General features: G+C 45.2%; 23 protein-coding genes. 2 read left to right on the top strand and 21 right to left on the bottom strand.

All coding sequences use genetic code 11. The annotated features are described in order from the left end of the window. Nucleotides 1-80 precede the first annotated feature (80 nt). The 8 genes from AR543_RS06810 to selD all read right to left on the bottom strand — a co-directional run bounded on the left by AR543_RS06810 (nucleotide 81) and on the right by selD (nucleotide 7,458). Nucleotides 81-761 (bottom strand): deoxynucleoside kinase, encoded by a 681-nt coding sequence (locus AR543_RS06810; RefSeq protein ID WP_060532939.1) that lies wholly within the window; start codon nucleotides 759-761, stop codon nucleotides 81-83. Then, entirely contained in the window at nucleotides 739-1,380 is a 642-nt protein-coding gene (locus AR543_RS06805; RefSeq protein WP_060532937.1) for a deoxynucleoside kinase, read from the bottom strand. Before AR543_RS06805 ends, AR543_RS06810 begins: the two co-directional genes overlap by 23 nt. Before the next feature lie 249 nt (nucleotides 1,381-1,629). Then, a complete protein-coding gene (locus AR543_RS06800; RefSeq protein ID WP_060532935.1) occupies nucleotides 1,630-2,022 on the bottom strand; it encodes a response regulator in 393 nt (130 codons plus the stop codon). A 147-nt stretch (nucleotides 2,023-2,169) separates the two neighbouring features. Continuing rightward, complete coding sequence (locus tag AR543_RS06795) at nucleotides 2,170-2,844, bottom strand: Na-translocating system protein MpsC family protein (protein WP_060532933.1); 675 nt, start codon at nucleotides 2,842-2,844, stop codon at nucleotides 2,170-2,172. A gap of 183 nt (nucleotides 2,845-3,027) precedes the next feature. Next, nucleotides 3,028-3,705, bottom strand: a complete 678-nt coding sequence (locus AR543_RS06790; RefSeq protein WP_060532932.1) for a Na-translocating system protein MpsC family protein — start codon at nucleotides 3,703-3,705, stop codon at nucleotides 3,028-3,030. A 70-nt stretch (nucleotides 3,706-3,775) separates the two neighbouring features. Continuing rightward, nucleotides 3,776-4,144 carry a response regulator gene (locus tag AR543_RS06785; protein ID WP_158523937.1) on the bottom strand — a complete coding sequence of 123 codons (369 nt, stop codon included), beginning with the start codon at nucleotides 4,142-4,144 and terminating at the stop codon, nucleotides 3,776-3,778. 976 nt (nucleotides 4,145-5,120) lie between these two features. Continuing rightward, a complete protein-coding gene (gene mnmH, locus AR543_RS06780; RefSeq protein WP_060532927.1) occupies nucleotides 5,121-6,170 on the bottom strand; it encodes a tRNA 2-selenouridine(34) synthase MnmH in 1,050 nt (349 codons plus the stop codon). Between the two features lie 235 nt (nucleotides 6,171-6,405). Then, nucleotides 6,406-7,458 carry a selenide, water dikinase SelD gene (selD, locus tag AR543_RS06775; protein ID WP_060532925.1) on the bottom strand — a complete coding sequence of 351 codons (1,053 nt, stop codon included), beginning with the start codon at nucleotides 7,456-7,458 and terminating at the stop codon, nucleotides 6,406-6,408. A 238-nt stretch (nucleotides 7,459-7,696) separates the two neighbouring features. Between selD and AR543_RS06770 the strand changes: the two genes are divergently transcribed. Further along, complete coding sequence (locus AR543_RS06770) at nucleotides 7,697-8,764, top strand: permease (RefSeq protein WP_060532923.1); 1,068 nt, start codon at nucleotides 7,697-7,699, stop codon at nucleotides 8,762-8,764. Between the two features lie 311 nt (nucleotides 8,765-9,075). Here AR543_RS06770 and AR543_RS06765 read toward each other — a convergent pair whose 3' ends face one another. Then, nucleotides 9,076-9,441 carry a DUF4181 domain-containing protein gene (locus AR543_RS06765; protein WP_060532921.1) on the bottom strand — a complete coding sequence of 122 codons (366 nt, stop codon included), beginning with the start codon at nucleotides 9,439-9,441 and terminating at the stop codon, nucleotides 9,076-9,078. Nucleotides 9,442-9,720: 279 nt separating this feature from the next. Between AR543_RS06765 and AR543_RS06760 the strand changes: the two genes are divergently transcribed. Then, on the top strand, nucleotides 9,721-10,977 hold the full coding sequence (locus tag AR543_RS06760) for a stalk domain-containing protein (protein WP_060532920.1): 1,257 nt from the start codon (nucleotides 9,721-9,723) through the stop codon (nucleotides 10,975-10,977). A gap of 387 nt (nucleotides 10,978-11,364) precedes the next feature. Here AR543_RS06760 and AR543_RS06755 read toward each other — a convergent pair whose 3' ends face one another. The 12 genes from AR543_RS06755 to AR543_RS06695 form a co-directional block, all read right to left on the bottom strand. Continuing rightward, nucleotides 11,365-14,787 (bottom strand): DUF5704 domain-containing protein, encoded by a 3,423-nt coding sequence (locus AR543_RS06755; RefSeq protein ID WP_145953899.1) that lies wholly within the window; start codon nucleotides 14,785-14,787, stop codon nucleotides 11,365-11,367. A 1-nt stretch (nucleotide 14,788) separates the two neighbouring features. Then, nucleotides 14,789-15,754 carry a copper amine oxidase N-terminal domain-containing protein gene (locus AR543_RS06750; protein ID WP_060532916.1) on the bottom strand — a complete coding sequence of 322 codons (966 nt, stop codon included), beginning with the start codon at nucleotides 15,752-15,754 and terminating at the stop codon, nucleotides 14,789-14,791. A 250-nt stretch (nucleotides 15,755-16,004) separates the two neighbouring features. Next, complete coding sequence (locus AR543_RS06745) at nucleotides 16,005-16,859, bottom strand: hypothetical protein (protein ID WP_227871849.1); 855 nt, start codon at nucleotides 16,857-16,859, stop codon at nucleotides 16,005-16,007. After that, entirely contained in the window at nucleotides 16,846-17,391 is a 546-nt protein-coding gene (locus AR543_RS06740) for a hypothetical protein (RefSeq protein ID WP_060532914.1), read from the bottom strand. Before AR543_RS06740 ends, AR543_RS06745 begins: the two co-directional genes overlap by 14 nt. Before the next feature lie 12 nt (nucleotides 17,392-17,403). Further along, nucleotides 17,404-17,790: a hypothetical protein gene (locus tag AR543_RS06735; RefSeq protein ID WP_060532912.1), complete on the bottom strand. Its 387-nt coding sequence runs from the start codon at nucleotides 17,788-17,790 to the stop codon at nucleotides 17,404-17,406. Between the two features lie 265 nt (nucleotides 17,791-18,055). Further along, nucleotides 18,056-18,538 carry a hypothetical protein gene (locus tag AR543_RS06725; protein ID WP_060532910.1) on the bottom strand — a complete coding sequence of 161 codons (483 nt, stop codon included), beginning with the start codon at nucleotides 18,536-18,538 and terminating at the stop codon, nucleotides 18,056-18,058. 76 nt (nucleotides 18,539-18,614) lie between these two features. After that, complete coding sequence (locus tag AR543_RS06720) at nucleotides 18,615-20,702, bottom strand: hypothetical protein (RefSeq protein WP_060532908.1); 2,088 nt, start codon at nucleotides 20,700-20,702, stop codon at nucleotides 18,615-18,617. Continuing rightward, complete coding sequence (locus AR543_RS06715; protein ID WP_060532906.1) at nucleotides 20,689-22,596, bottom strand: ATPase, T2SS/T4P/T4SS family; 1,908 nt, start codon at nucleotides 22,594-22,596, stop codon at nucleotides 20,689-20,691. Before AR543_RS06715 ends, AR543_RS06720 begins: the two co-directional genes overlap by 14 nt. Before the next feature lie 6 nt (nucleotides 22,597-22,602). Beyond that, nucleotides 22,603-23,433 carry a CpaE/TadZ family protein gene (locus tag AR543_RS06710; RefSeq protein ID WP_060532904.1) on the bottom strand — a complete coding sequence of 277 codons (831 nt, stop codon included), beginning with the start codon at nucleotides 23,431-23,433 and terminating at the stop codon, nucleotides 22,603-22,605. Beyond that, nucleotides 23,421-24,140 carry a hypothetical protein gene (locus AR543_RS06705; RefSeq protein WP_060532902.1) on the bottom strand — a complete coding sequence of 240 codons (720 nt, stop codon included), beginning with the start codon at nucleotides 24,138-24,140 and terminating at the stop codon, nucleotides 23,421-23,423. Before AR543_RS06705 ends, AR543_RS06710 begins: the two co-directional genes overlap by 13 nt. A 12-nt stretch (nucleotides 24,141-24,152) precedes the next feature. Further along, nucleotides 24,153-25,262 carry an SAF domain-containing protein gene (locus tag AR543_RS06700; RefSeq protein ID WP_060532901.1) on the bottom strand — a complete coding sequence of 370 codons (1,110 nt, stop codon included), beginning with the start codon at nucleotides 25,260-25,262 and terminating at the stop codon, nucleotides 24,153-24,155. 55 nt (nucleotides 25,263-25,317) lie between these two features. Further along, nucleotides 25,318-25,524: a helix-turn-helix transcriptional regulator gene (locus AR543_RS06695; RefSeq protein ID WP_060532899.1), complete on the bottom strand. Its 207-nt coding sequence runs from the start codon at nucleotides 25,522-25,524 to the stop codon at nucleotides 25,318-25,320. Nucleotides 25,525-25,623: the final 99 nt, after the last annotated feature.

Below are 25,623 nucleotides of genomic sequence, written 5' to 3'. Positions count from 1 at the left end.
ATTTATTTATTTGAATGCAGTCGATACCGTCTATATATTCTTTACACTTTTTACTGTGCAAAAAAAAGAAGTCGGTTATATTATCGGCTCAGTTCTGCTTCACTGCCTGATTTGCTGGCACGAGAAGAGGCAATGGATTCACTCACCTGACGCAAAATCTGATCGACGGAAGCCGGATCATTCACATCATACTCATCAATATTCAGACGCAGTACCGGACAGGCATTGAATTCTCCGATCCAGGATACATACCGTTCGTGCATCTGCTCCCAGTAGGACACATCGGTCTCAATCTCCATCTGGCGTCCACGCAGCTGAATCCGTGTCAGGATCGACGGCAGGCTGCCTTCCAGATAGATCAGTACATCCGGATGCGGGAAATAGGGAGTCATCACCATCGCCTGGAACAGGCTGGTATAGGTCTCATAGTCGGTAGCAGACATCGTTCCTTTATCTGCATGCATTTTGGCAAAGATGCCGGTATCCTCGTAGATCGAGCGATCCTGTACATACCCTCCGCCTGCTTCGAAGATATGCTTTTGTTCCTTGAACCGCTCCGCCAGGAAGTAAATCTGCAGATGGAAGCTCCAGCGTTCGAAGTCGTGATAGAACTTCTCTAGATACGGATTATGATCAACCTTTTCAAGGGATGTTTTAAAGTTCAGGCGTTCTGCCAGTGCCGCAGTCAGTGTAGACTTGCCGACCCCTACTGTTCCGGCAATCGTGATCAGCGCATTTTCAGGTATGTTGTATTCGTTCATGTATAAGCTCCTTTAGTTGAGAAGCAATCGTATGAAACTGCTCCCGGTTTTCCACAAAATCAATGATGTCTCCATCAATCGTAATAATCTTCGTCTCCGGCTCGCTCAGGGCAATCGAAGCCATCGCTTCATCATAATCCGCCATCAGCTGTTCCAGATACGCTGTATCCATCGCTTCCTCGAATACCCGGCCGCGCTTCTCGATCCGGGCCAGCAGAGTATCCAGACTCGCACGAATATAGATAATAATATCCGGCTTGGGCAGATCATCGGTCAGCACATGGTAGATCTGACGGTATTTATCCCGTTTGACTCCTTTGAGTGTACGCTCGGCAAAGATCATGTTTTTATAGATATGATAATCCGAGATGACCGGCTGATTTTGGGAAATGTATTGTACCCCGGTATCTTCCAGCTGCTTGTACCGATTGCAGAGAAAAAACATTTCCAGCTGGAAACTCCATTCATCGATATTGTCATAAAATTTGCCGAGAAAAGGATTCTCTTCGACGATTTCCTTAATAATAGGGAGATTCAGCTCTTCCGCCAGCATGGAAGACAGGGTTGTTTTGCCGGCACCGATTGGACCTTCTACGGCGATAAACGGGGGTTGTGTCATGGGTGTGAATGTCCTTCCTATATTGCATGTTCGTTAATAGACTTTATGTATTGTATCACGAAATGAATTGGGGACAATATGAATTTATCCAAAAATAATTACAGAAAGTATGATAGTGGCTCAAGCTTTCTGCAGATGATTTATAAATGTCACGACAAGTAATGGATTGTAAATAATCATCTGCTTGGCTTCACACGCTGCAGTGTCTGTACGCAGACCTATAACTGCTGTAGATTGCAATGCCCGCCTTTACACTTTTGCATTCATTGTATGCGTTTTCATCCACTCGATCAAATTTTTCATATTAATCGGTTTGGTAATATAGCGCTCGAATCCAGCTTCTTTTCCTTTGCGGATATCACTGCTTAGCGCGCAGGCGGTAACAGCCCAGACCGGAATTCCGGAAGTATGGGGATGGCGCTGGAGGTATTGCAGGCTCTCATATCCATCTATATCAGGTAGCAGAATATCGAGCATAATTAGGAATGGACGATGCTTGATCGCCATTTCTATTCCCTGCTTTGCTGTAGTGGCTTCCAACAAAGTAAATTCCGGAAATTTTTTCTTGAAAATAAGACGCATCGTTAACATACTCAGCTCATCATCTTCAATATACAAAATTTCTTTTGAAGCTGAAATCATTGGCTTCCCCCTCCTCTCGATAAAATAAAAGGCCGAAGAGAAAGAACATGGAGTTCTTATTCTCTTCGGCCTATCTCAGCGCATCGTATGTCTGAAGATATTACCGATCTATTCAGTTCATCGCACTTTACTCAATGCGCATATGATTTATTCAAAAATATATACAATAACACTATGATCCTGATCAAAGTTCCAATCCACATATAGATCGGCGACGCTTTTCCCGAGCACGGTATCCAGCTGGACCGCCTGCAGAAGCATTCGCTTTTCCAGCCTGCGTTTGGCTGTTTTCAGCAAACTTCCCAGCCCCAGATCGATTAGTTCTTTCTCAATCAGTATGATTATACCCTGTCGAAAGACGACTAATGTTTTGGGATTGACCCACCAGGACGTAATGATTTCCGGTGCCTTTTGCACATGTCGGGTCACTTCGATAATCTGGGCATGTACGGCTTCCCTGCCTTCGTAATCCAGGGTATCCTTCCAGCCGGCTTCCAGCAGACCGACAATAATCCCGGAAGCATTATGCATTCCCCAGTCATAATACATATCGGTAATTTCCATTTCTAGATGTTCCTGCAAAAAAGATCGGAGTTCGGGCAGCATGGATTTCATAATCAGCTCTCTTGTATATCGGAAAGCCTCTTCCTCTTCCTGACTCAGCAAAAAATTCTCCACCGGACTGATAAACTCGCGCAGATGAAAAATAATACACTGATCATTAAGGGCAATGTTTACCGACTGTGGACCTTTGCCAAACCGGTTACGTAACAGCTTGGTCGTAAAACTGGTGGCCTGACTGATAAACTGCCTATATTTCAATACTTACACCCCCATAGGATATAGAAAGGGAAGACTCTTGATCCGTCGGGGTCAGATACAGTGCTGCTCAACTTCGGAATCCGAGTAATCAGTATCCAGTATACTCTAACTGCTGGAAATAAGCGATTTTTTTCGATAGGCAGGCCGAAGAATATTCCTGCAATAGATGACCAGAACTATCCATTAATTCTCGAATGTATAAATGATCATGCTGTGGTCATGATCAAAGCTCCAGTCTACATATAGATCCGATACCTTTTTATGAAAAATCTGCTCCACCTGTACATGTTCCTCCAGCAGCGTCTTTTCCAGCTTGCCTTTGGTCATTCGCAGCATATTTTCAAAGCCTAGACCAATAAATTCCTTTTCCAGCAAAATCGTTAGACCCTGACGGAAAATAAAAAGCGTTCTCGGATTAATCCACCAGGAATCGATCCATTCCGGAGGCTTCTGCAGTTCGCTGGTCACTCCGATAACCTGCTGATGCAGCTCCTCCTTGCCTGGATAATCCAGCGTCATTTCCCGGTCGGTACGAAGCAAGCCGACGACAACCCCGGAAGCATTGTACAGCCCCCAATCATAATGCATATCCTTAACTTCTAACTGCAGCTTTTCATGAAGAAAAGTGCGGAGCTCGGGCAGCAGTGATTTCATAATCAGCTCGCGGGTATGACGAAAAGCCTGCTCCTCTTCCTGGCTCAGCAGAAACTTCTCCACCGGACTCAGGAAGTTCTTCAAATGCAGGACAATACACCTGTCGCACAGATAGATAGAGACCGATTCCGGCCCCTTGCCGAATCGGTTCCTTAATAATTTGGTGGTATAACTGGTGGCTTGGGTGATTATATTTTTGTGGTTCAATGACTATTACACACTCCCAGCTAAATTGGTAGGATACAACCGTTATTCAGTTGGGATATATCTGCATCACTTAGATTGCTATATCCATCCGTATCCGTTGTATAAATTGTTCAAGGTCAATCGGTTTGGTAATATAACGGTTGAATCCAGCCTGTATTCCTTTGGCAATCTCGTCGTTAAAAGCACAGGCACTGATCGCCCAGACAGGAATGCCACAGGTATCGGGGCAGGACTGCAGAACAGGGAGAATATCATACTTGTGTTCTACCGGAAATTCAATATCGATCATAATCAGTACAGGTTGGTGAGCGCGGGCAATTTCTATACCCTTGGCAGTATCCTCTGCTTCCAGTAGCGTCAGATCCGTCAGCTTTTTTCTGAACAATGATCGCATCAGTGCCAGATTTATGCGTTCGCTGCCGATATAGAGAACATTCATCTGGTCTTGCTCCAATTATAATCATCCTTTCAAAAAAAATAGGCCGAAGAAAGGAGTTGTGTATTTCATCCATTCCCCGGCCTAATATCAGCGCATGTACCATGTCTGAATTATTACCGAACAGCTATTTTTTTGTTTCGTGTCGTTTGGTTATCAATGAATATTACTATATGATGTGTATTGGAATTCCAGTAGATTTAAAGATCCTGTGATTTGCAGGAAGCATATCTCCTGACCGTACTGCTTATGCAGAATGGTATTCAGCCTTACGCCTGGTTGAATACGGCTATTTTTCTCCTCCGATAATATGGTTCTTTTTCCAGAAGTACGGTTATACCCTTTCGAAAGATGACCATGATTACGATACGAACTCCTGAGGAGTCATAGAGAAAAAGCCCACTTCTGCGTTAACCTTCCCCATTCATAATATAACTCATTCACGCCAATATTTAAATGTTCCTTCAAAAATTGTTTGATTGCTGCAATAGGATGTATATGAATCGATTTCTCTCGCCTATTCATACACATCTCCCGTGTGCATGCTTCCGATATATACAGGAATTGACACACTCTATTGTAAGAGTAAATCAAATCCAACTATTATTCAATTCGCGTATTATGTATTTCTACTTCTTCCAGCTATTCCAATTTCCATTTATTCATGTTACTAATTAGTAGGTTAAATTACATATATACGGGGTTATTCGATGAATTGGTACATTAGTGTTTTAAAAAAGTATGTTGGCTTTCGGGGAAGAGCCAGTCGATCCGAATTCTGGATATTCCTACTGGTCAGCACACTGGAGCCAGGACAGTCAATATGACGAGAATCAATACGGCACTAATCCCAAATACACCTGATAACCAACAAAGCCGCTTGCCCGGCAGCATGGACTACAGCGATTCTCTGAGGAGTATCGTGTGATGCTGCCGAACGAGCGGCTTTTTATCATGTTTATTTATAGAAAATACACTATCAGCTCTGCACTGTATTCGTTAAGGTTGTAAGGTGTTCCTTTATTTTTTTTACGGCTTCATCCACATTACCAGCCTCAATAATGACCCGCCGGGTGTCTTTCATTTTGTCTGCAGAATACTGATATTTGGGATCGTAATAATATTCCAGCAGCAGAGCGATAGCCTGCTCATACTGATCTCCATGCAGCGCTTCTTCGATCTGCACACCAATCGGCTGGTGAATATGTGCCTTGATCCGCTGGAAAGCAGACAGACATTCTTCCTTGTGCTCAGCCGGACGATAATCTTCCATAATATGCCGTACACGTTCAGTCATCGGCAGTTCTACCCACAGATGGACACCCTGCTCTTTTTTGTCCAATAAAAAGGCAGGCACTTCGATCTTGCCGATACGCCGGCTCTCGGCTTCGAACAAAATATATGGAGCCTTGCCAATCTCGTTCAGACGTTCAATCAGCAGAGAATCAAAAGCTTTCTGGTTATTCACCTGCAGACCGATCCCGCCAAACACCGATCCACGATGACCTGCCATAGCTTCCAGATCAATAACCGGATAACCCTGCTGCTGCAGCTTTTCCAGCATGAGTGTCTTGCCGTTGCCGGTATGCCCATTTAGTACAAAAGCCGGCGTATTCAGCTGCAGCTGGCCGAGTTCTTCCACAATCCACTGCCGATACGCACGTACACCGCCGACTAGCCGGTACGTCTGTACACCCATCAATGATAGGACTGTTGCTGTTGTTTTGCTGCGCATCCCGCCCCGCCAGCAGAAGACTGTTTTGGGTCCATCAATCTTCTGGAATTGAGCGATAAAATCAGGCAGCTTGGCCGAAGCAATTTCCAGTCCGCGCGTTTTGGCCTGTTCGGTACCGACCTGCTTGTAGATAGTACCGACTTCTGCACGTTCTTCATCATTAAATAAAGGAATATTAATACTGCCCGGAATACTGGCATTCCGGTACTCCGACGGCGAACGTACATCGATCGTTGTCATCTCGCCGCTGGCCCGTTTCTTCAGCAGTTCTTCTATGGTGATATCCTGAAACAAAACCATCCGCTCCTTAGTTGTTGAATTCCACCAGGAAATTGTTTTCCTGGGCTGCTGCCTCCTGAAATGGGACAACGCGCCTGTGAGTATCGCCTGTCTGCGGTTTTTGATCCTGCTCGCAGACAGGTGACTGCTGCACCGGTCTTTTTGCAATTATTTATGATATGAATATACAATCTGTTCGATAAACAGACTTACTTTCGATATTTATCAATACTGCTTTGGAATAAACCGCTTAGATCTGTACCTGAATATGACCGGGATGCTCGGCAGTTACTTCGCCGATATGCGCCGCTTCTACACCTGCAGCGAGCAAATCACTGAGCAGCTGGGCAGCGTCCTGTTCAGCAACTGCAATCAGCAGACCGCCGGATGTCACTGCATCGCACAGAATCCACTGGTCGATCTGATCCATCTCTGCCGGGAAAGTCACATCGCCTTCCAGATGGGCATAGTTGTTTTTGGTACCGCCTGGTACAAAGCCGTTTTCTGCCAGTTCGCGTACACGCGGCAGCACAGGCACCTGACTTTGACGAATCACAATACCATTGCTGCTGCCTTTAGCCATTTCAGAAGCATGACCGAGCAGACCGAATCCGGTCACATCGGTGCAGGCATGCACTTCATAAGCGTCCATCGTCTCGGCTGCGGTTTTGTTCAGCGTACTCATGACCTGAGTAACGCGGGCAATTTCCTCTTCGCTAAGCTGATCTTGTTTGACGGAAGTTGTCAGGATACCGACGCCAATCGGCTTGGTCAGGATCAGCTGGTCCCCCGGCTTGGCTCCTGCATTGGTGCGCACACGATCCGGATGAACTGTACCGGTCACGGCCAGGCCGAATTTGGGCTCCTTGTCATCGATAGAATGACCACCAACGAGGGTTACGCCTGCTTCGGCCATCTTGTCACCGGCTCCGCGCAGAATATCGGTCAGAATCTGCTTATCCAGCGTATGGATAGGGAAAGCTACAATATTCAGCGCTGTCAGCGGCTTGCCGCCCATGGCATAAATATCACTGATCGCATTGGCAGCCGCTACCTGGCCAAACGAATACGGATCATCCACGATCGGGGTGAAAAAATCCAGGGTCTGGACAATAGCCAGATCATCGGTAAGGCGATATACGCCTGCATCGTCACTCGTATCCAGTCCAACGAGCAGATTGGGATTCGGAACAGCCTGCGGCAGATTGCGCAGCACCTGTGCCAGATCAGCAGGACCGATTTTGCAGCCGCAGCCGCCTTTGGAAGAGAGAGAAGTTAATTTGATTGCATCGTTAGATGACATATATTATCGTTCCTTTCGAGTATAAGGTTTGTACAGTATCTATAGAAGACAGCAGAAGGTCATTCTACCTTCTGTCTCCCTGTAATATGGTTTTAGAACAGCACTTTATTCATTATACCACCAGCCCGCCAAATTATTCGATGCAGCGCACGTTTTCACTTATATTTCTATGCTATAATTTACACCTGTGATCTGCTCATGCAGCTCATTTATTGACATTTTATTCAGGAGGAACAATATGCACACAACGGATTCAGGCTTGCGTCAGCCGAACAAAAAAGTAATCTGGCTGGTCGTCGCCTTTTTGGTTATTGTCGTTGCAGGGCTGATGTATGTAAAATGGTGGCCCTATTACCATAAAGCGTTCAAAGCTGCTGCAGACCATTCGATCGGGGCTTCTATTCTCGGAGATTCCACGGGAGGCGCCCCTTCCTGGGAAGCGGCATGGGGATATGCAGTCGTCTATTTCAAAGCGGTATGGAAAGCCGCTATTTTCGGTATTCTGCTGGGTTCGCTGCTGCAGGTCATGCTGCCTTCCCAGTGGCTGCTGCGTGTACTCGGCAAAGCCGATTTTCGCAGTACTGCACTGGCGGGTGTCGCTTCACTGCCCGGTATGATGTGCAGCTGCTGCGCCGCACCAATCGCGGTCGGTATGCGTAAAAAACAAGCTTCTGTCGGTGCCAGTCTGGCATTCTGGATCGGTAATCCTACGCTCAATCCGGCAACACTGGTCTTTATGACCTTTGTGCTGTCGTGGAAGTTCACGCTGCTGCGTCTCGTATTTGGACTGATTCTTGTCTTTGGCGTCAGCTATCTGGCGAACCGGTTCGTGCCTGCCGAGAAGCTGCCGAATGAGATGAAGATGGATGATCCCAACGTTACACCACCGGCTGCACCGGAACAGCCGCTGCTCGTACGCTGGGGCAAAAGTATTCTGAATATGCTGATCAGCATCGTGCCAGCTTATATTATTTTCGTGCTGCTGCTCGGTGCAGCGCGTGTATGGCTGTTCCCGACGATGGATATCGCTAGCGGCAACACCCTGCTCGCTATCGCCGGATTTGCACTGGCCGGTATGCTGTTCGTTATTCCGACAGCTGCGGAGATTCCGATTATACAGTCGTTTATGAGTCTGGGTCTGGGCGCAGGCCCGGCTGCAGCACTGATGCTGACTCTGCCAGCGATCAGCCTGCCGTCCATGCTGATGATCGGACGCGCTTTCCCGCTTAGAGTTATGCTGTTCGTCGCCGGCTCCGTCGTTGCACTCGGTATCGTTTGCGGATTGGTCGGTATGTTCGTTTTATAATTTTATAGTGTTATGCAAACAGCCTGCTTCCAATAGATAGGGAAGCAGGCTGTTTTTTACTTAGGAAGATAATATGTAATCAAGAAGTGAGTTTTGCTGCAATATGCTCTAACATACACGTTTCTCGCTCAATGGCAGGTGTATACACATTCCTATAATACCAACAAACTTTCACTACTTTTACTGTACATAAACGCCCTATTCCGCTTAGTCTTCAGTTTATTTTACAATAATAAGGGGATAGTGAGCATGTTTGACTACTTTATGGTGAAGATAAAACAATGCTTTTATTGCCTTACATAATGTATAAATCAATAAAAAGTCATAAGCCCCCACAAGTACAAAAGTCCGATGATTACTGTCCCCAGTGTAATAATATACTGCTTGGAACCGGGGAAATATTTATTTTCCAAAATGATCTGGTAGGCGCTGGTCAGAATAATTAATCCTATAGCCATACCCACATATAATTCAAAATTTTCATATATTGGCGGCATTCCTGGAATAAACAGGATAATTATAATAACAGCAATAAATATGACATTGCCGAATATCATTGCTCTTCGACCAGGTGACTGCATAATATCTTGTTTTTCGATATGCAAGTATTTCCGGCTAATAAATTTGACCAAATACGGGATCAGAATTATAACAACCATGTTTATCAGAATTAACATCGTATCCTCCTCATTTTCTGTGTTTTTCGAGATTTCTTCACTCTTATGTTTTCTCACATTATGACAAAAATGTCATTCTGCTGTGAGAAACAATTCATCCATATTTTAGTATAATAGTATAGTGATTCTTTTTTTACAGATACATTCCAAACCAGATTGCCGCAGAACCAGCAGGATTTTTCAACTTTGTACGATTGCTTTTGGCATTTCCTTCATTATGAATCTGTACGTGCCTGACCCTAGCAGTATACCAATATAGAATAGACAGGAGCAATTCACATGAACAACATACTTAAATTAGCACTATGCAGCAGTCTGCTGTGTACCGGTATGATGAGCAGCTCTGCGCTCAGCCCCGCGACGCATGCAGCAGCGCCCAGCGTAAGTATCACACTGGATGGGTATAATCTGCCATTTCCAGTCGCTCCAACCATGGTCAAAGGAACAACTATGGTACCATTCCGTGCAATCGCCGAAGCTCTCGGTATTCCGGTATCCTGGAATCAGGCCAGCAAAACGATCACTGCTACAGCAACCAGCGGTTCCGGCAGTAAAAAGGTAGTACTCACCATGAACAGTACCAACGCCACAGTAGATGGACAAAAGGTGACTCTAGCGGTTGCTCCGCAGACAATCAACAATAATACGATGATTCCGCTGAGCTTTTTCAGTCAGCAGTTTGGTGCAGCTGTGAAATGGGATGCCTCCACCCGCACCGTATCGATCACTTCGCCGGCAGAGGATTTGTATACACTGGGATTCTACGCCATTTCTTCCTATGATGAGCGCGCGACGGTGCCGGACTTTGACACCGTAGCTTACGGCTGGAGCCGGATTACGACTGATGGCAAATTCTCCACCTCCAACACGGAGTTCAAATGGCCGCAGGCTTCCGGCAGCGATACCCCGGAATCCATTATCCAGAATACGGCTGCACAGGGCACTTCTCCCTATCTGATGGTCTATTCGGTAGACGGTCATGGCGAATTGACGAAAAATCTAGAGAATCCTACCCTGCAAAATCAAAATATCCAATCTATTATCGATACAGCAACTACCAAAGGCTTCAAAGGAATTGTTCTGGATTTTGAAGGACTCGGCTGGAGCGGCGACAAAGCTAAAGCGCAGTCCGACTATAACGCCTTTGTCAAAAATATAGCGACCAAAGCCCATCAGCAAGGTCTCAAACTGACGCTGGCACTGCATCCGCTGAATAGCTCCTATACCGGCTATGATTACAAAACACTCGGTACGCTGGCCGATGACTTGATCATCATGGCTTACGATTATACAGATAAAAAGACCCCGGAGCCAACCGACAAAGTCGATAATGCCATCCAGCTGGCTCTGAAACAGGTCGATCGCAGCAAGCTCATCCTCGGCATCTCCCTGAGCAGCGAAGACGAGAACTCGGTCAATACCAAAATCGGTCTTGCCAAACGCTACGATCTCAAAGGCGTCGCTATCTGGCGTTTGGGTATTATCGGACAAAAAGCAATGGATGCGATGCATCAATCCGTAGAATTTAACAAGTAAGCGGCTGCTCGGATAAGTAAGGTTAGCTATCTAGATAGCTGGAAAGGCTGTCAATACGGCATGCTAATTACAAGCTGCATAATGATATGGGACAGAATATGTACATTCATAAAGAACAAAACTTATAAAGAAACAAAACCTGTGTAAAAAGCAAATCAACAATGCTGGATAGATGTCTGGATAAATGTAGGTTAGGGCGGTGAGAATTCACCGTCCTTTTACTGTATGTCTGTCTACTTACTTTAATCTCTATACATATCTGGTTCTAAAATAATTGTACTCTTCTATTTCGCAAAATCGTGTAAACAAAGAAGCACCGCCAACAGATGTTTGGCAGTGCTTTCTTTTTCATCTTTGAACCTGACAAGTTCGTTTTATCCAAGAATCTTAATGAGTACCAGAAGCGGCAAAATCATTATACGAAGACAGGTCAGTATCATAAAAAACAACATCGCCATCTTTGACTATATAACTCACATGATAAGGATCTTTAACGATGTGATCACGATTGCCATCCGTATTATCATACCCTTCCATATCCCACCATTGGTTATTATAACCTGACCCGGTATGGATATATTGTAAATGAGGATTATTCGTATCTCCATTAACGATTGATTCCAGATCAAAATTCACTACTATAAAACCCTTTTTCAAGAAAATTGGTGCTTTCTCATCCAGCGTATGGGAACGCCCATATTCAGCCAAATCCGTTCCTTTGGGCACAGCATATACATTAGCTGGCAAACTGTATTCGCCATACCACTGCTGTATACTGGCATTAACTCTGGCCGCCGATGCCGATGCGTTTGCAGGTCGCTCAAACGTATTAATAAAAGTCCGCAATGGAGAGGTCAAAATTTGAATATCATAACCGCCGCTATATGTTGGCTTATTGGAACGTTTAATAAAGTTGGCAATGTACTGTTCTTTGTTGATCGTCCAGCCATCCGCCAAGTCATAGATCGATGCGGCTGTATTTTTGATTGCTGCAGCCGATACATTTCGAAGACGATGGTTCAATGTAATGCTGCGTTTTTCTGTATCCGAAACAGAACCTATTTTGATGAATTTTTTATTATCCGAATGATAATACAAGTCCACGGGTACTCGCTCCGGTTGGGTTGATGCGTCCTTATCCTGATAATAGAAAGTTGGAGTAATTCGGAGCGCATCCTTATCTGCAAACATATTGCCTTTTGTTTTCACATCAAATTTAAAATGATACCCTGTTTTCACAGCAACATTTTTAAATCCGTTCAGTGGATTGCTTCCTCGCATAATCGGCAATGTATAAGGAGTGCTATTTCCACGAAGTTCCCCATCAATTCCATTCGGTCCTACCCAATACGATTTGCCTGTAGCAGAGCTACTTCCCTTGGCAGTTCGGAACACCTTTTCCCAATTAAAATCCGCTATATCTGTAACATGAAAATCATAGATTCTTCCGATGACTTCAACATCGACAGTATCTTTTGCCACATGATTATTCAGGTCAAAGTTAGCATCCTGCTCTGCAGTAAAACTGCCGGGAGCATTCTCGGCAATATTGCGGAACAGTACTGTGTAATTGCCTTCGTCCACCCAGACTGGCAAATTGAACACGGTATCCAGCTGATTCACCGGCACATCAATCCATGTATTTTTGGGGTAGAACGTTTGACCGTCCTTGGCATACACATCAAACGGGAAAAGAACCTGCTTGATTCTGAAATACTTGGCAAAATCTCTTTTTCCATATCCGGGATACGCAGATTCATTTTGATGCTGTCCACTGGTAGGAATGCGGACAGTAAACGGACGATCCAAAATCAAAGCCATCCTTTTTACATCTGGAACTGTTTTTTGATTATGTATCTTATCATCTGATATGGATGAATAGTTTACAACAGGTGTATAGACAGTCACATTGTTAATGGCTGTAATCGGATAATTATGATCTCCATCCCCATTTACATTTTCATCAACCATCGTATAGAAAATAGTACCGGTTGCTGGCGTATTTGCTTTATTGGTCAGTTTGAGACTGATCAGCTGAGAGCCTTTAAACAAGATCCGTTCCGTAGAATCTTTATACGAGCGAATCTTAGTAGGTGCCGGAATTTCTTTGGGCTTAACAGTTGTCTTTCTGGTCCAATCTCCATTCATGATCTCGGTTTCTTTACTTTTAAAAGTAAACTTGGCGTCATCATTGCGAACTTCCGGATCATCGGTTTTGCTTTCGGCCATGCCTTTGAGTTTACCTTCATCATTTGGTACAGATGGTTTACCTGATTTCCCGCCATCAATAACGCCAGGGTGATAGTTGATAGCGCCAGTTTCATCTGGACGCACATGATCATTTACATCGGTACTATCTTCTTTTTCGATTGAAGGTGGTGTGTAGCCGGCTGCAGTGATCGTTACACTTCCATTAGGAAGCGCATAGTTGTTCATTTTGGCTTGTTGGATTCCATAGGCAGCTAATTGATTGATCTGCCAATAGGAGTAATCGCGAGTAAAGCCAAAATTATAGGTTTTGGTGGAACTAGCTGTTTTGGTTTTCCAATCGCCTTTGTTATTCTTTTGTTTCCACTTGAGGCTGTATTTCACTTTTACTTTACATTGATAATCGACTTTCCCCTTCATTTCTCCGAACTTGTGACTGAACAGGTAATTATATCCCCAAGCATTTGCGTACAGATTTTCACTGGTAGGGATACCTCGCGTAGCATCAAAATGACGTCCATTCGCTGCATCGTCGCCTAAAATATGTCCGGATGCTTCAGGGTTCATCATTGCTTTGGAGAGTTCCTGTGATTGTGTGGGAGGTAATATGGTAAAAGTACAATCCCCTTTTCCTTCGGAAGGAAGATCAGGATCATCACAGTCAGGGTTATCCGCGCTGGTTTGACCGGGCTTACAACCTTCTACTACATCGTAGTATTGGTAGGCTCTGTATTCTTCAAATGATCCATTATATTTAAATTTTGGAGGTTCGCCTTCTTGTATATTGGGTTGTTTGGACGGGTCTGTTCCATCAGTTGTTTTTTTATAACCGATGTATTTGTACTTCTCATTGGTTGGTGCGGTGAATTCATATTCAGATCCTGGCTTCATTTCTTCCTCGCGGGGAGGGAAAACGGAATTAAGGGATTTGCCGTCTTTTGTTTTGTAGTAGACGCTTAGTTTGGAATCCAGTTCTATTTTGAATAGAACTGGAAGATAAATACGCAAACCTTGTGTTGTAGGGCTACATTGTGTTGTACAAGTATCAGTAATATCCTTTGCTTCTTTTGCATTCAGCAAAATTTTCACTTTAATAGGTATTGTTGCGGTACTCGTTCCAATGCCATTTTTAGTATAAGTAAGCTTCCGCTCTTCTGTATCAGTTGATATTGCTGGCGAATAAATTTTCCAAAGAGATTCTCCCTCTTCTGGCTTTTCAGTTCTCGATGACTCAAAATAAATAGCATTTTGCGAATTGTATTTATATAGAGTTACATCAATACTTTTTATTGTACGATTAGGAAAAGAAAACTGATAGTCTTGCTCAGCTAATCCTTCATCGCCACGGTAGGGAGCTAATTGATGCTGCCAGCTAGATCCATACCACATATCATAATACATCATTCCAACAAAATATCTATAATTGGCTTCAGTTGTATTTTCAGATGTATCTTTATAGTAATTTAACGGAGTTGCAACATCTGCTGCTTCAGCCTTTGTGAAACCTAAATTCATTGGAAATACGATATTAAATATAAAGACTACAAGAAGGCAGTATGACCAACAGCTCTTATTTTTCCTACTTTGTTGATGCCATATCATGTTATTTTCTCCATGGATTATCCATTAAAATTAACGAGAGACTATCTTTTGTAGATGAACTATCAAACCCAATATACTTAATATCTTGAATCGACAAAGGTTTTACGTCTTTCGTATTATGAAGCAACTCATCTTTATTTGAATAGACACTGTAGTATCTATAGACTGTACCGTCATTATTTTGCTTAGCTAATTCCTCTCTTTCAAAACGATATCGAATATCTCCTTTATTGGTCAACAAATATAAATTAGGAGATATTCTTGTAGTTCTTATACGGATATAGGTATACCCATTATATGCACTATTATCGTGAAATGTATAAAGATCTATCCCATAAATATAACCGGACATTAGTAAGGGAAAATTTGATGTTTTAATTTTAAAAGCATATTTATACGGTTCATTAAATTCATTTGTCATCAATTCTGGTCTTTTAGAAAAAAATGTTTTGTATGGATCAATAGAAGTTTTCGGCAATCCTAGCTCTTCCACGGTTGGCGGTTTTTTACTTCCAATCCACACCCATTTACTAATCTGATCCCAACTTACTTCCTGTCCCAGTCCTTCACTAACCAAACGCAATGGCACATATGTACGCTGCTGTTTTACAATGATTTTACTGTCATAGGTCTTGCTCTGATCGTCAATAACGGCTGTTGAAGAACCCACGGTCATCGTTACGCTGTGTTTATCTGTTTTCAGTGTGATATTCTGTTTGCCATCGACTCGCTCATACCCTACCTTCGCACCCAACTTTTCGGATACAAAACGAATAGGTACCATCACTGCGCTATTCTCATCCTGGAAAGGCTTTGCATCCGGAAATGCCATCTTGCGTGCATTCAAAAGTACTTCTACCTGTTTGGAGCTTGTAGCAGCTTTCGCAGGAATCTGTGGAATCGTACTCAAAATAAAAGATGAAGCCAGTACTGCCAGAACTGTTTTTTTGATCAAATTGGTTTGCATGGTGAATCCTCCTAAATTTAGTTTCTACATTCACTGCTGGATATGTAGTCTGTGAACCTGCTCTGTGTCCACATGGAAAATTGCGTGAATTTTCCCATATTCTTTTTATCGGCAACAGTTAGTTAATTAGCAATACCACAACGAAGAGGAATATATCCTTTTTGGGCAGCTTCTTTTGCTGTAGTAAAAATTTCTTCCGGACTATATTCGGATTTGCATAACTTGGTAGAAAAATAGTATTTCCGACCATCTACATGTATTCCCTGAAATATTTCTTTTTTGATAACCCTCGCCCCCCCAATGCATAATTATTATAATACTGACTCCCCAGCGGAATCCCTTGGACAAAAGCCAGCACACCCGCATCATTGATCGTATTATTCCAATCTTCCTGCGAAATATAAGGAACGGTAAATGTATACGAAGTGCCGTACCTTTTGGAAGTAACATTATACCGGTTAATACTCCGCTCCAGATCATTCTGTATCGCATTTACAATAGTCGTTCGACGCGCAGCGTCAAAAGCAGCTGCATCTTCCAATAAAGGAACACCTGCCTCATTCGCTATTTCTTCGCGGAATCCCTTCACCCACTTCTCATCGGCAGATCGCTGAATCGTCACGTAATCGTCCAGTGTGAAGCTGTATGTGTTATTGTGCTGATCCTTATAGACATACGGCTTTTTCGGACTCCATACATGGCGGAATTCTGTCTCTCCCCGCGCATTTCGATATTCTTCAAACTGGTACATATAGTAGCCGTCATAACCGATCACAACAAGTGCCGGAATATAGCTGTTCAGCACATACTGGCCTGTCGGGTCATGGATCACATTGAAGTTCATATACATCGTTTGGAAAAAGGTATCCGCAGCCTGTTCTTTATTGATCCGCACATTTTTGGCTGATTGATACTGGGATTCCAGCGGCTGGCTGACATTGGTGATCAGTGCCTGGGCAGCATCCTGGGTAGCTGTATCGATCGCACGATTATATCTGGTCTGCAGCAGCAGATTCGTTCGGTTATCCTCCAGATCGATATGATTCCGTACGAAAATAAACAGCAGGATCAGCACTAGTACAACGGCAAAGCTAGTAATCTTCATTCAGCACCATCCCCCCGTACGGGATAACAATCTTCTCGTTCGGAGCCTGCACCGCATTGAACAGAAAATCGCTCATTAGCGTAGCCATGGTACGGTTGGTGTTTTTGACTTGTACATTGAAGAAATCTCCGCTGGTCAGCCTGTATATCCGGCCAGGATCGTCGGGATTATCGTTGCCGTGCGGGAACAGCCGGGCATTGATCTGGGTATTGTAATAGCCTTCGTAATTGACTTTAAAATCGTTCTGAAAGGTGCCATCGTCATTGTATACCGGATCATAGCGTTTGTGCAGATGCTCCATCTGAATATCGTATGTATTGCCGGTCAAATAAAGCTGGTCTTCAAATTCCTGAAACATTCGCGGCGTAATATATCCTTTATCCCGTACACTGTCCACGAATCGGGTTACCGTATTCAATACAATAATCTGCGAGTTGCTGTCCTGGCTGCTGAATGCGGTATAGATCGGCCAGATTCCCATTAGCAGAATCGCGATAAAGGCTGCGAATATTTTGATCAACGGATTGCTCATTGCCATACTCCCTTATGTAAACCTCAGCATGACCAGCTGGCCCTCCGTATTACGGATGTATGCCGGGGTATATTTTTGATCCAATTCTATAGAAGATACATCTACTTCGTCCGGATCAAGGTCTTTTGGATACAGGGTGCCGTTCACCATGATATCCACTTGCAGGCTGTCTATCTGGTGAATCGTCTGGCGAACCTCTGCTCCGGTGCAGGTGTATGGATTGTCGATTTTCAGGGTGGAATGAATATTCGGGTCTGTCGATGCTGTCAAATGGTAGGTCTGTTCATTGATTCTCGCTGATGTCTGAAAAAGAGCATAGGCTCCACTGAGCGAAGCGATAAAGATCAGAAAGCTTACCCCCAGCCACAGGGCTGAACGGGCATGTTCACCTATATTCATCCATAACCATATCCTTTGTATGGAAGGCAGGATGTACGATGTCTTCCTGCCGCCCTTGTAATCACATTGCTATAATTTAGTGCGATACCTCGTACATACTGTGTCTGTATTTCAGCGATAACTGTTGTGTTCAGCTTGGATAACCAGGCTTTTACATCTTTTACTTCGGGTACATCAGGTACATCAGGTACATCAGGTACATCAGGTACATCAGGTACATCAGGTACATCAGGTACATCAGGTACATCAGGTACATCAGGTACAATTAATTCTGACGGAATACCAGCGCACGTACAACATTGCTTCGATCCCGGATTACTTCGCTTTTGAAGGTGCCGGTCGGATTGATATAGTTATTGGAAGACTGATCCAGTGCATCCGAAAATGATCCTGATGCTGCATCCTTGCTGACCGAACCATAGTCTGTACTGTCCACCGAAGCGGTATTGTTCACCTGATGGAAATACCACATGCCCGACGGGTTCTTGCCGGTAAGAACCTGAATACCAAAGGAACCCTGATCCTTGAACTTACGCAGGGAAGATACGACCTGGCTGCCCGAAATATTGGTATTGTCGTAGACGGCATACTGTGTCTGATCCAGTTCTTTCTGGATACCGGAAAAGTTATTCTGAGCGGTCTTCGTCGCTTCCTGGGCACTGATAAACAGGACAACAACGATCGTAATCAGAGCGATAGTCAGGAAAAGTCCTGCGGCTACTTTTAAAGCGGCTGATGCGTTATTCATGGTTAATCTCCTTTGATTGTATATACATTTTATTAGTGGCTTAACGCTTGGTTATGTGCTCCCGACTACTTGCTTCCTATAGCTTGTTCAATTGTTCGTAATAAGCACTCATCTGTTCAAAGCTCATGTAGATAAACGGCAGGACCAGATAAATAAAAGTGAGCACGGTCATTGGAGCAAAACCGATAATCCGGCCCCATTCCGACTTGGTCTCGATCATGCGCTCGTAGTCCTGCTTTCTTTTCTCGAAATTGTAATTGCGCTCATTTTCCAGATCGTCAAATGCTTCGCGGATCGGAATACGCTCGACGGACAGAATCAGCTTGTCGATCGTCCGCGACAGGGGAACGAATGGTGCATCCTGCTTGAGTTGCTCCAATGCACGCTCTGCACCACTTTCAAAATCAAGCACAGCCTTATGTAGAGGCTCCCGGAAAATAGTAGAGAAACGCTCCATCCATTCCAGAATAATATCGACAGAAATACGGTCAATTTCGGACAGCATCGCGATAATGGTATGGAACTGATCGACTTCATTTTGCATATCGATATACCGGACTCTTTTCTGGAACAGCAAAATCCACCACGGAATCTGATAGCCGATATACCCTGCTATAATCGCAATCACCAGCTCATACCATTTGAAATATTCGGACTGCAGCGTACTCATTTTGGCTTCAATCCGCTCTACAGTCGTCAGGAATAACGAACTGTTGGCTGCAATATCCTCATTCTCGTTCACCAGTTCCATAATACGGTCCTGCATCATCTCGGGACTAATACCTTCCAGCTGCTGTAATATATGTGTATCCAGCGCCGTGGTTTCCCGGGCTTTTTGTAAATCTTCGGCAGACAGTTCACCGAACATGGTCGCACTCTGGGTCGGTGCCTGAAGAATATTGTGAATCGTAATAGAATGCATGGTGATAAAAGAAAACAGCATAGTCACAAACAACGCGATTGCCAGCAGAAGCCGGTGCAGATAATGCCACTCCAGCGGGATACCTGCATTGGCATCCTTGATCAGCGTATGCATACGGAAACGCGCGGTTGTACGCTTCTGCGGCATAAACCGGTTCACGATCCATTCGGTAACCCTTATTTCTAGCAATTTCTGTTCCCACAGGATTTTGCGTACCTTGGCCTGGTAAGTACCTTCCTGCTGATCCTGGAGCTTTTTGAGCAGTACATAAGAGAGCAGAATCACAGCAAAAATCAGGATTTTGAAAAAAAAGCCGAACTTGCTGTCATAGAACTGCTCCATAATCGGAAAGTTATTTTTGGCCCACAGCTCAATCGGCTTGGTAAACAGGATCGGGGCGATCGAGATCACAGTGAGCCCTTTGAGCATATAGCCCAGACGCGTACGCTTCAGCAGCTCCAGATTGATTTCATTGGTCAGCTTGTTCATATTGCTGAGATACAGCGACCCCTCTTCAACAACTTTGTCACCGAATTCCTTAACCAGATACGAGATCCCGGCAAATGCTTTGAGAAATCGGTTAGGAGCAGCCTGGTAATAATTTTGCAGCAGCTTCTCGGGTTCAGACGAGACGAGAATCTCGTATACTTTTCGGGCATGCAGGGTAGCTTCATGACCGGAAGCTTCCGATGCATCATGCAGAGCCTCTTCAATCATCCCGTGCTGCTGGTAGCTGTGCCGCACATCATCCATGACTGATTTGAGCTGATGCAAGAGCCTATTCTCCACCCGATTTACAAAAGTATCGATCAGCATGCCATTCATCACCAGTGCTGTCAGAGCAATCATGAACATAAAGGTCATATCCTTGTTCATCAGCAGCAGTGCCAGGATAAAAGCCGCTACAATGCCAATCGTGGCAAATACAATCTTCATCGTCTCCCGGCGCATCGAGAATTCATCATAGGAGTGAATCGACTGCAATTGCTTGCGTATTCGTAAAATGTACTGCTTGAGCAGCGGAACACGCATATAGGCATGATACGATTCCTGGAGAAACTGATTGTACTGCTTGATCCGTTTGGATTTGCCGGAACCGATATAATCGGCGTATGCCTTGTAGATCTCGGCATTGCCATTTTGCTGGTTGCGCCGCTGAATATATTTCAGGACAGCCAGCAGCACCACAAAAAGAAAACCGGACAAAATCAGGATATAGATCAGAATATTAGTAAGATTCAACGGCTGCCGCACCCCAGTTCTCTGCCATGAATTGCCGGAAGCGCAGCTGATCGGCAGGCTCCATCATCTCCAGCATTTCTTGCTGGTTACGGTCCGAGATAGGATGAACCGCTACATATTCCCCATTACGGTACTCGATAATATTGCGTCCTTCTCCGACCCGGCGATTAGTGGAACGCTGGAAGTATTCCGTCATACTCTCCATCATCGCCACGAATCGCTGATCCATCCGGCTAGCCGTCTTGAAGCTCTCCGGGTAATCCTCTTCCTGATCGATCAGAATACATTCGGTGATTCGCTCCACATACCGGGAACCATCCGGATCACGGCGCAGATGTACATCAAAATTCAACACCCGTACCACCTGCTCTTCGGCTGTCTTCTCGTTACTGAAAATCCCCTGCTTGAGCAGCGAATTACGCAGGGAGTAGACCAGATCACCGAACGTTTTGGCATGATGGGTGAAAATAGTGAACAGACTCGCGACCTGCGCCATCTGAATCATCCAGGCAGCCACTTCGTCGGTCGCTACCTCCCCGAGGATATTGACGGTTCCGTCTGTTTTTTTCTGTACATCCAGACCGGACTGTCCGGTGACGGTCTCGGTTTCCTTGAACGTCAGAATATTGCGCTTGTTGTAGATTTTGCGCAGATGCAGCTCGAATGACATTTCCTGAATCCGCAGGGTAAATGTCTCATTAATATAGGCGACCAGCGCCATCAGCAGCGTTGTTTTCCCTGATCCCTGGGAGCCGGTTACTGCCACGATCCGTCCGCCTTTCATCAGGTAGATCAGCAGCGATTTGACGATATCATGATTGCCGATCCGGTCGGTGATCAGCTGATCCAGTGTCGCCGAAGCCGGATCAAATTTGCGGACGAAAAATGCCCATGATTCCGAGAAGCTCGGCCGAACAACAACAACCCGGGAGCCATCTTTCATTTCATTGACTTTAAAACCGTTCGCTTCCGATAATTGTCCGGGGTTATTGTATCGGTAAATATTCTGGCAGACCCGCTTTAGCTCGGCTTCTGTACCAAAAGACAGGAATTCCAGATGAACCGATTTCCCCCGGTAGAAAATCCAGACGCTATCATGACTCATAGGTATAGGCTGCTCATTGATCCGGGAAGTGAAATCATAGAAATCATCATCGTATTCCACCTGGCTCATCGGTACACCGGATACACCACCGCTGATTCCGTCGATTTTCATATCGCGAACTTCATCGACTACGCTGAATCCTTTGAATGTCTGATAGACTCGCTGTACAATCAGCTGCAGCTTATCCTCGAAGTACAGGATGCTGCGAAATCCTTCGAACACTTCATCGATCTCTGCAGCCGTAATTCGGTAAGAGCCGGATCCCTGTGAATCCGGATGATGCTTGAGCTCTGCGAGCTGATGATCATCGATCAGGCGGGCAAGTCCGTTTAACCCATACATCTCCTTGTACTGGTAAAGCATAATATCGAACTTCTCCTGGCTGCTCAGAGCCATGCTGTTATGGAAAGGAATGACCTTGTTCATATTTTCTTCTGTAAATTCATAGGTTTTGAGCAGCAGATCAAAAATAACTCCTTTGACGAATTTTTTGGCATTTAGATCTCCATGGGTGCAGTCTTTGAGTGACTTGATCAGTGTCGCCCGCTGGTTGAGCCGCCGGTTATACTCTTCCTCCGACAGCCCTAGATCATCCAACGAAGCGGAAGTCATCTCATTCAGCGCTGCTTTGACGTATTCGATAATCTCCGGGAGCGTATATTTATTGTTCTGCTTGTTCTTTTTATCCGAGCTATCGCCTTTGTACGTGAATTTGAAATAAGCCAGTACGATCAGGATGAGCGCAATCAGACCAATACAGGCTCTGTTGATGATAAGACTGATATCCACCGCTATTTACGCCTCCTTTTCATACATATGAGGATCGACGGCCAGGCCCTGATAGATGCCACGGGTCAGTCTGCGAATCTCCTGCATAAAGGCATAGTCCGGCTGAGCAGCCTGGATATGTTTGCGTTTCAGGAAAAACTCGACAACCTTTTGTTCATTGCATGCATCCAGATAACTGCTATTATGCGGAACTGCGAACATGGGGATTCGTGTTTTGAACAGACGTCTGATATTGGTAAGGGTCAGCCGGGAGCCGGCATCATACTGTCCCAGCACTATAATGAATGGTTTACCGTCCAGAACAGCAGGCGGATGATCAAAAAATTCCCGCAGCAGCGCCATATTCTGGTTCAGGGAAACGACGACCATATCTGCTGCTTCCAGTACGGCATTCGTTAGTACATTACGGCTGCCGCTGGTCGTATCGATCATGGTCAGATCATAGGCGCTTCGTGCCGCCTGGCAGATCGAGTCGGTTACCTCGTGCATTTTCAGAAATAAATCTTCTTCCGGCTTTTGCGTACCGGCCAGCACATCGAGCGATCCACTGAATACCGGTACGGCATAATCCTTGATCACCGACGCGCTCAGCTGCTTGGAGCGGGCCAGCGTCTCCAGCGAGTCAATTCCCTGAACCGAATAGCCTGCAGAGCCGCTACCTGCTCCACGCTGATTTCGCAAAAAAGCATTCTCGACCATCGCCATGCCATAATGCGTATGCGCAGCCAGTGTATGACTGACATAGTCCATCGCCATCATGGCTGCTGTTGCCACCATATTCGAGGAGCTGCCCGTTTGTCCGTGACACGGACTCCAAAAAGCAATTACATTCCCCATACCGGCTGGTTCCTCCGTGATAATTTTTTGGCATAGACTTTGAGTTCACTGTGGTTCAGCTGGGATACACTTCCTGCAATTTCCTGGATAACCGTACGGAATTCCCTGGAAATACGCTTGATGCTGATACTGCTGCTGTTCTGATTCATAATTTTCTGCATATAATCCATCTCATCAAATGGCACAGCGAAAGACGGATCTTCGAACCGGATCGGCAGATGGATCAGCAGCTGCTCCAGATAATCCTCGGCCAGTCCATTGTCTACTTGCTGGACAAATAATCTTGTAAAACCGATTCGTGGCAGATGTTCTTCTCTTTGTCTCAAAATAGCCTCCAGCAGTTCGGCCGTCTTTTCCAGTGAACGTCTTTCGGAAGAAATCGCAATAAAGCGCTGGTCAAATCTGTCCCAGTCCTTTTCTCCGATAAAATCGGGCGTAGAGCACAATACGAGTGTATGATCATATTCCTGCATCTTCTCCAGCTGCTCCTGCATACTCTGGAAATCGGTAAATTGATAGGCAATATCAAACTGGTCATATTCCGATACCCCGGTACCTGTATGAAGAATAGGCGTATTATAGCGGATAAATCCTTCAGCGCTGGCATCTACCAGCAGTACCCGTTTCCCTGCGGTCTGTAAAAACTTGCTCAGGTAGATCAGCAGATCACTAATGTCTGTCGATCCCAGAAATAGCGTGTAGTTCATGGTGATCCTCCTTTATTTGACAAGCGGCTGTTCAAAAACATCCGCTGTCTTCTGCTCTGTCGTAGCAGGTGATGAATGGCTGGCGGCAGGTTCAACCGGTGAGACAATCGGCTTATCCGCTGCATCAGTAGGTATCGCAGCCGGATCGGTTACAGGCTCCGGATTAGTGTCTGCTGCAGATTCGCTTTGTACCGATGTCTGGGTATTCAGCTGATCCGCTGCTTCTGGGGTTGGCGCTACCGACTGCGATTCATTGCCAGTCACAGCCGTATTGGCAGCAGAACTGCTGCTTAGCTTGACCTTGTCTGCTTCGCTCATCCGGCTTAGGCTGTTATCCAGCGTCTCCCGTGCTGCTTTGCTCAATAGCAAAGTGGCTTTTTCCAGCACATTCGGATCGGACTGGATCAGGTTGATCACATCGCGATTAGCCGGATAATTCGGGATCGCTTTATCCTGCATATAAGGGTCGGCATAAGAGATGGCATACAACCGTGCGCCCTGTAAATAAGCATCCACAATTGCGCTGCTCATCGCCAGAATCTCCGATTCATTAATGTTGTACCAGACGGTAGTCCCTGCCAGATCCTCGACTTTTTTCTTGGAAAGGACAATATAATCATTGCCGTTCGGGAAGCCGATACGTACATCGACAAAGTCTCCCTGCTGCAGTTTGGTCGGCAGCTGGACCACAGTATATTCCTTGCTGCGCAAATCGCGTGGTGTCGCTTCTTCTGCATAGACCATGGACGAGGTAAGCGGAGTAGCTTTGCCAATATTGATCTTGACGATCTTGCCGATCAGCTGGCTCGGGTCGGTGACGGCATTGGCCGGTGCACCCTGTTTGGATACAAAGGCGACAGAGATATTCTGTTTCTGTATCTGGTCGCCTGCTTTCAGTTCGGCGGTTGTAACGACGATTTTGCTGGATACTGCCTGCTGGCGCGCCAGCAGCTGCTGCGATTGATTCAACTGGACTTCGTACTGCTGCTTTACTTCTTTGAGTTGATTGGCCTGATGATTGATCAGAAATATGTATCCTGTCGAAGCCAGAATAGCGACGATTAATCCGCCGATCAGTCCGGCATAGATCTTGCTTTTCATACGAAAACGAATGATGGACACGTTTGTAACACTCCTTAATAGTTTGCTCATGGTCACCTATTGCAGGTCACCGGAATCATGATCCGGCTGTCGACCAGATAACGGTATCCAGTACTTTTTCGATTAATGCCTGTTCATCGGCTGTAGGCTTGTGGCGTGAATTCTCCAATCGACTGATTCGTGTCTGGTACGAACCGATCAGCTCGGCAAGCTGTCCCTGCGACAGTTTTCTGCGCTTGCGCGCGATAGCCAGTTGTTCGGCATCATTTAGCGATATACTCAAATCTGTTTGCTCCTTTCTGTATAAATGAACAACAAAAAAAGCACGCAAAATGCCCATAGGACATTAAGCGTGCTTCGCTTTGACAAGAACTGTTTATTT

The sequence above is a fragment of the Paenibacillus bovis genome (assembly GCF_001421015.2).
Classification (GTDB): Bacteria; Bacillota; Bacilli; order Paenibacillales; family Paenibacillaceae; genus Saccharibacillus; species Saccharibacillus bovis.
Note: the sequence above shows the minus strand (reverse complement) of the source record. Positions and strands in the feature narration are given on the sequence as shown.

Excerpts from the sequence above, each read along its gene's own strand:
- AR543_RS06810 (WP_060532939.1), bottom strand. The coding sequence starts at position 761 with ATGAACGAATACAACATACCTGAAAATGCGCTGATCACGATTGCCGGA.
- AR543_RS06805 (WP_060532937.1), bottom strand. The coding sequence starts at position 1,380 with ATGACACAACCCCCGTTTATCGCCGTAGAAGGTCCAATCGGTGCCGGC.
- AR543_RS06800 (WP_060532935.1), bottom strand. The coding sequence starts at position 2,022 with ATGATTTCAGCTTCAAAAGAAATTTTGTATATTGAAGATGATGAGCTG.
- AR543_RS06785 (WP_158523937.1), bottom strand. The coding sequence starts at position 4,144 with ATGAATGTTCTCTATATCGGCAGCGAACGCATAAATCTGGCACTGATG.
- selD (WP_060532925.1), bottom strand. The coding sequence starts at position 7,458 with ATGTCATCTAACGATGCAATCAAATTAACTTCTCTCTCTTCCAAAGGC.
- AR543_RS06770 (WP_060532923.1), top strand. The coding sequence starts at position 7,697 with ATGCACACAACGGATTCAGGCTTGCGTCAGCCGAACAAAAAAGTAATC.
- AR543_RS06765 (WP_060532921.1), bottom strand. The coding sequence starts at position 9,441 with ATGTTAATTCTGATAAACATGGTTGTTATAATTCTGATCCCGTATTTG.
- AR543_RS06760 (WP_060532920.1), top strand. The coding sequence starts at position 9,721 with ATGAACAACATACTTAAATTAGCACTATGCAGCAGTCTGCTGTGTACC.
- AR543_RS06755 (WP_145953899.1), bottom strand. The coding sequence starts at position 14,787 with ATGATATGGCATCAACAAAGTAGGAAAAATAAGAGCTGTTGGTCATAC.
- AR543_RS06750 (WP_060532916.1), bottom strand. The coding sequence starts at position 15,754 with ATGCAAACCAATTTGATCAAAAAAACAGTTCTGGCAGTACTGGCTTCA.
- AR543_RS06745 (WP_227871849.1), bottom strand. The coding sequence starts at position 16,859 with ATGAAGATTACTAGCTTTGCCGTTGTACTAGTGCTGATCCTGCTGTTT.
- AR543_RS06740 (WP_060532914.1), bottom strand. The coding sequence starts at position 17,391 with ATGAGCAATCCGTTGATCAAAATATTCGCAGCCTTTATCGCGATTCTG.
- AR543_RS06735 (WP_060532912.1), bottom strand. The coding sequence starts at position 17,790 with ATGAATATAGGTGAACATGCCCGTTCAGCCCTGTGGCTGGGGGTAAGC.
- AR543_RS06725 (WP_060532910.1), bottom strand. The coding sequence starts at position 18,538 with ATGAATAACGCATCAGCCGCTTTAAAAGTAGCCGCAGGACTTTTCCTG.
- AR543_RS06710 (WP_060532904.1), bottom strand. The coding sequence starts at position 23,433 with ATGGGGAATGTAATTGCTTTTTGGAGTCCGTGTCACGGACAAACGGGC.
- AR543_RS06705 (WP_060532902.1), bottom strand. The coding sequence starts at position 24,140 with ATGAACTACACGCTATTTCTGGGATCGACAGACATTAGTGATCTGCTG.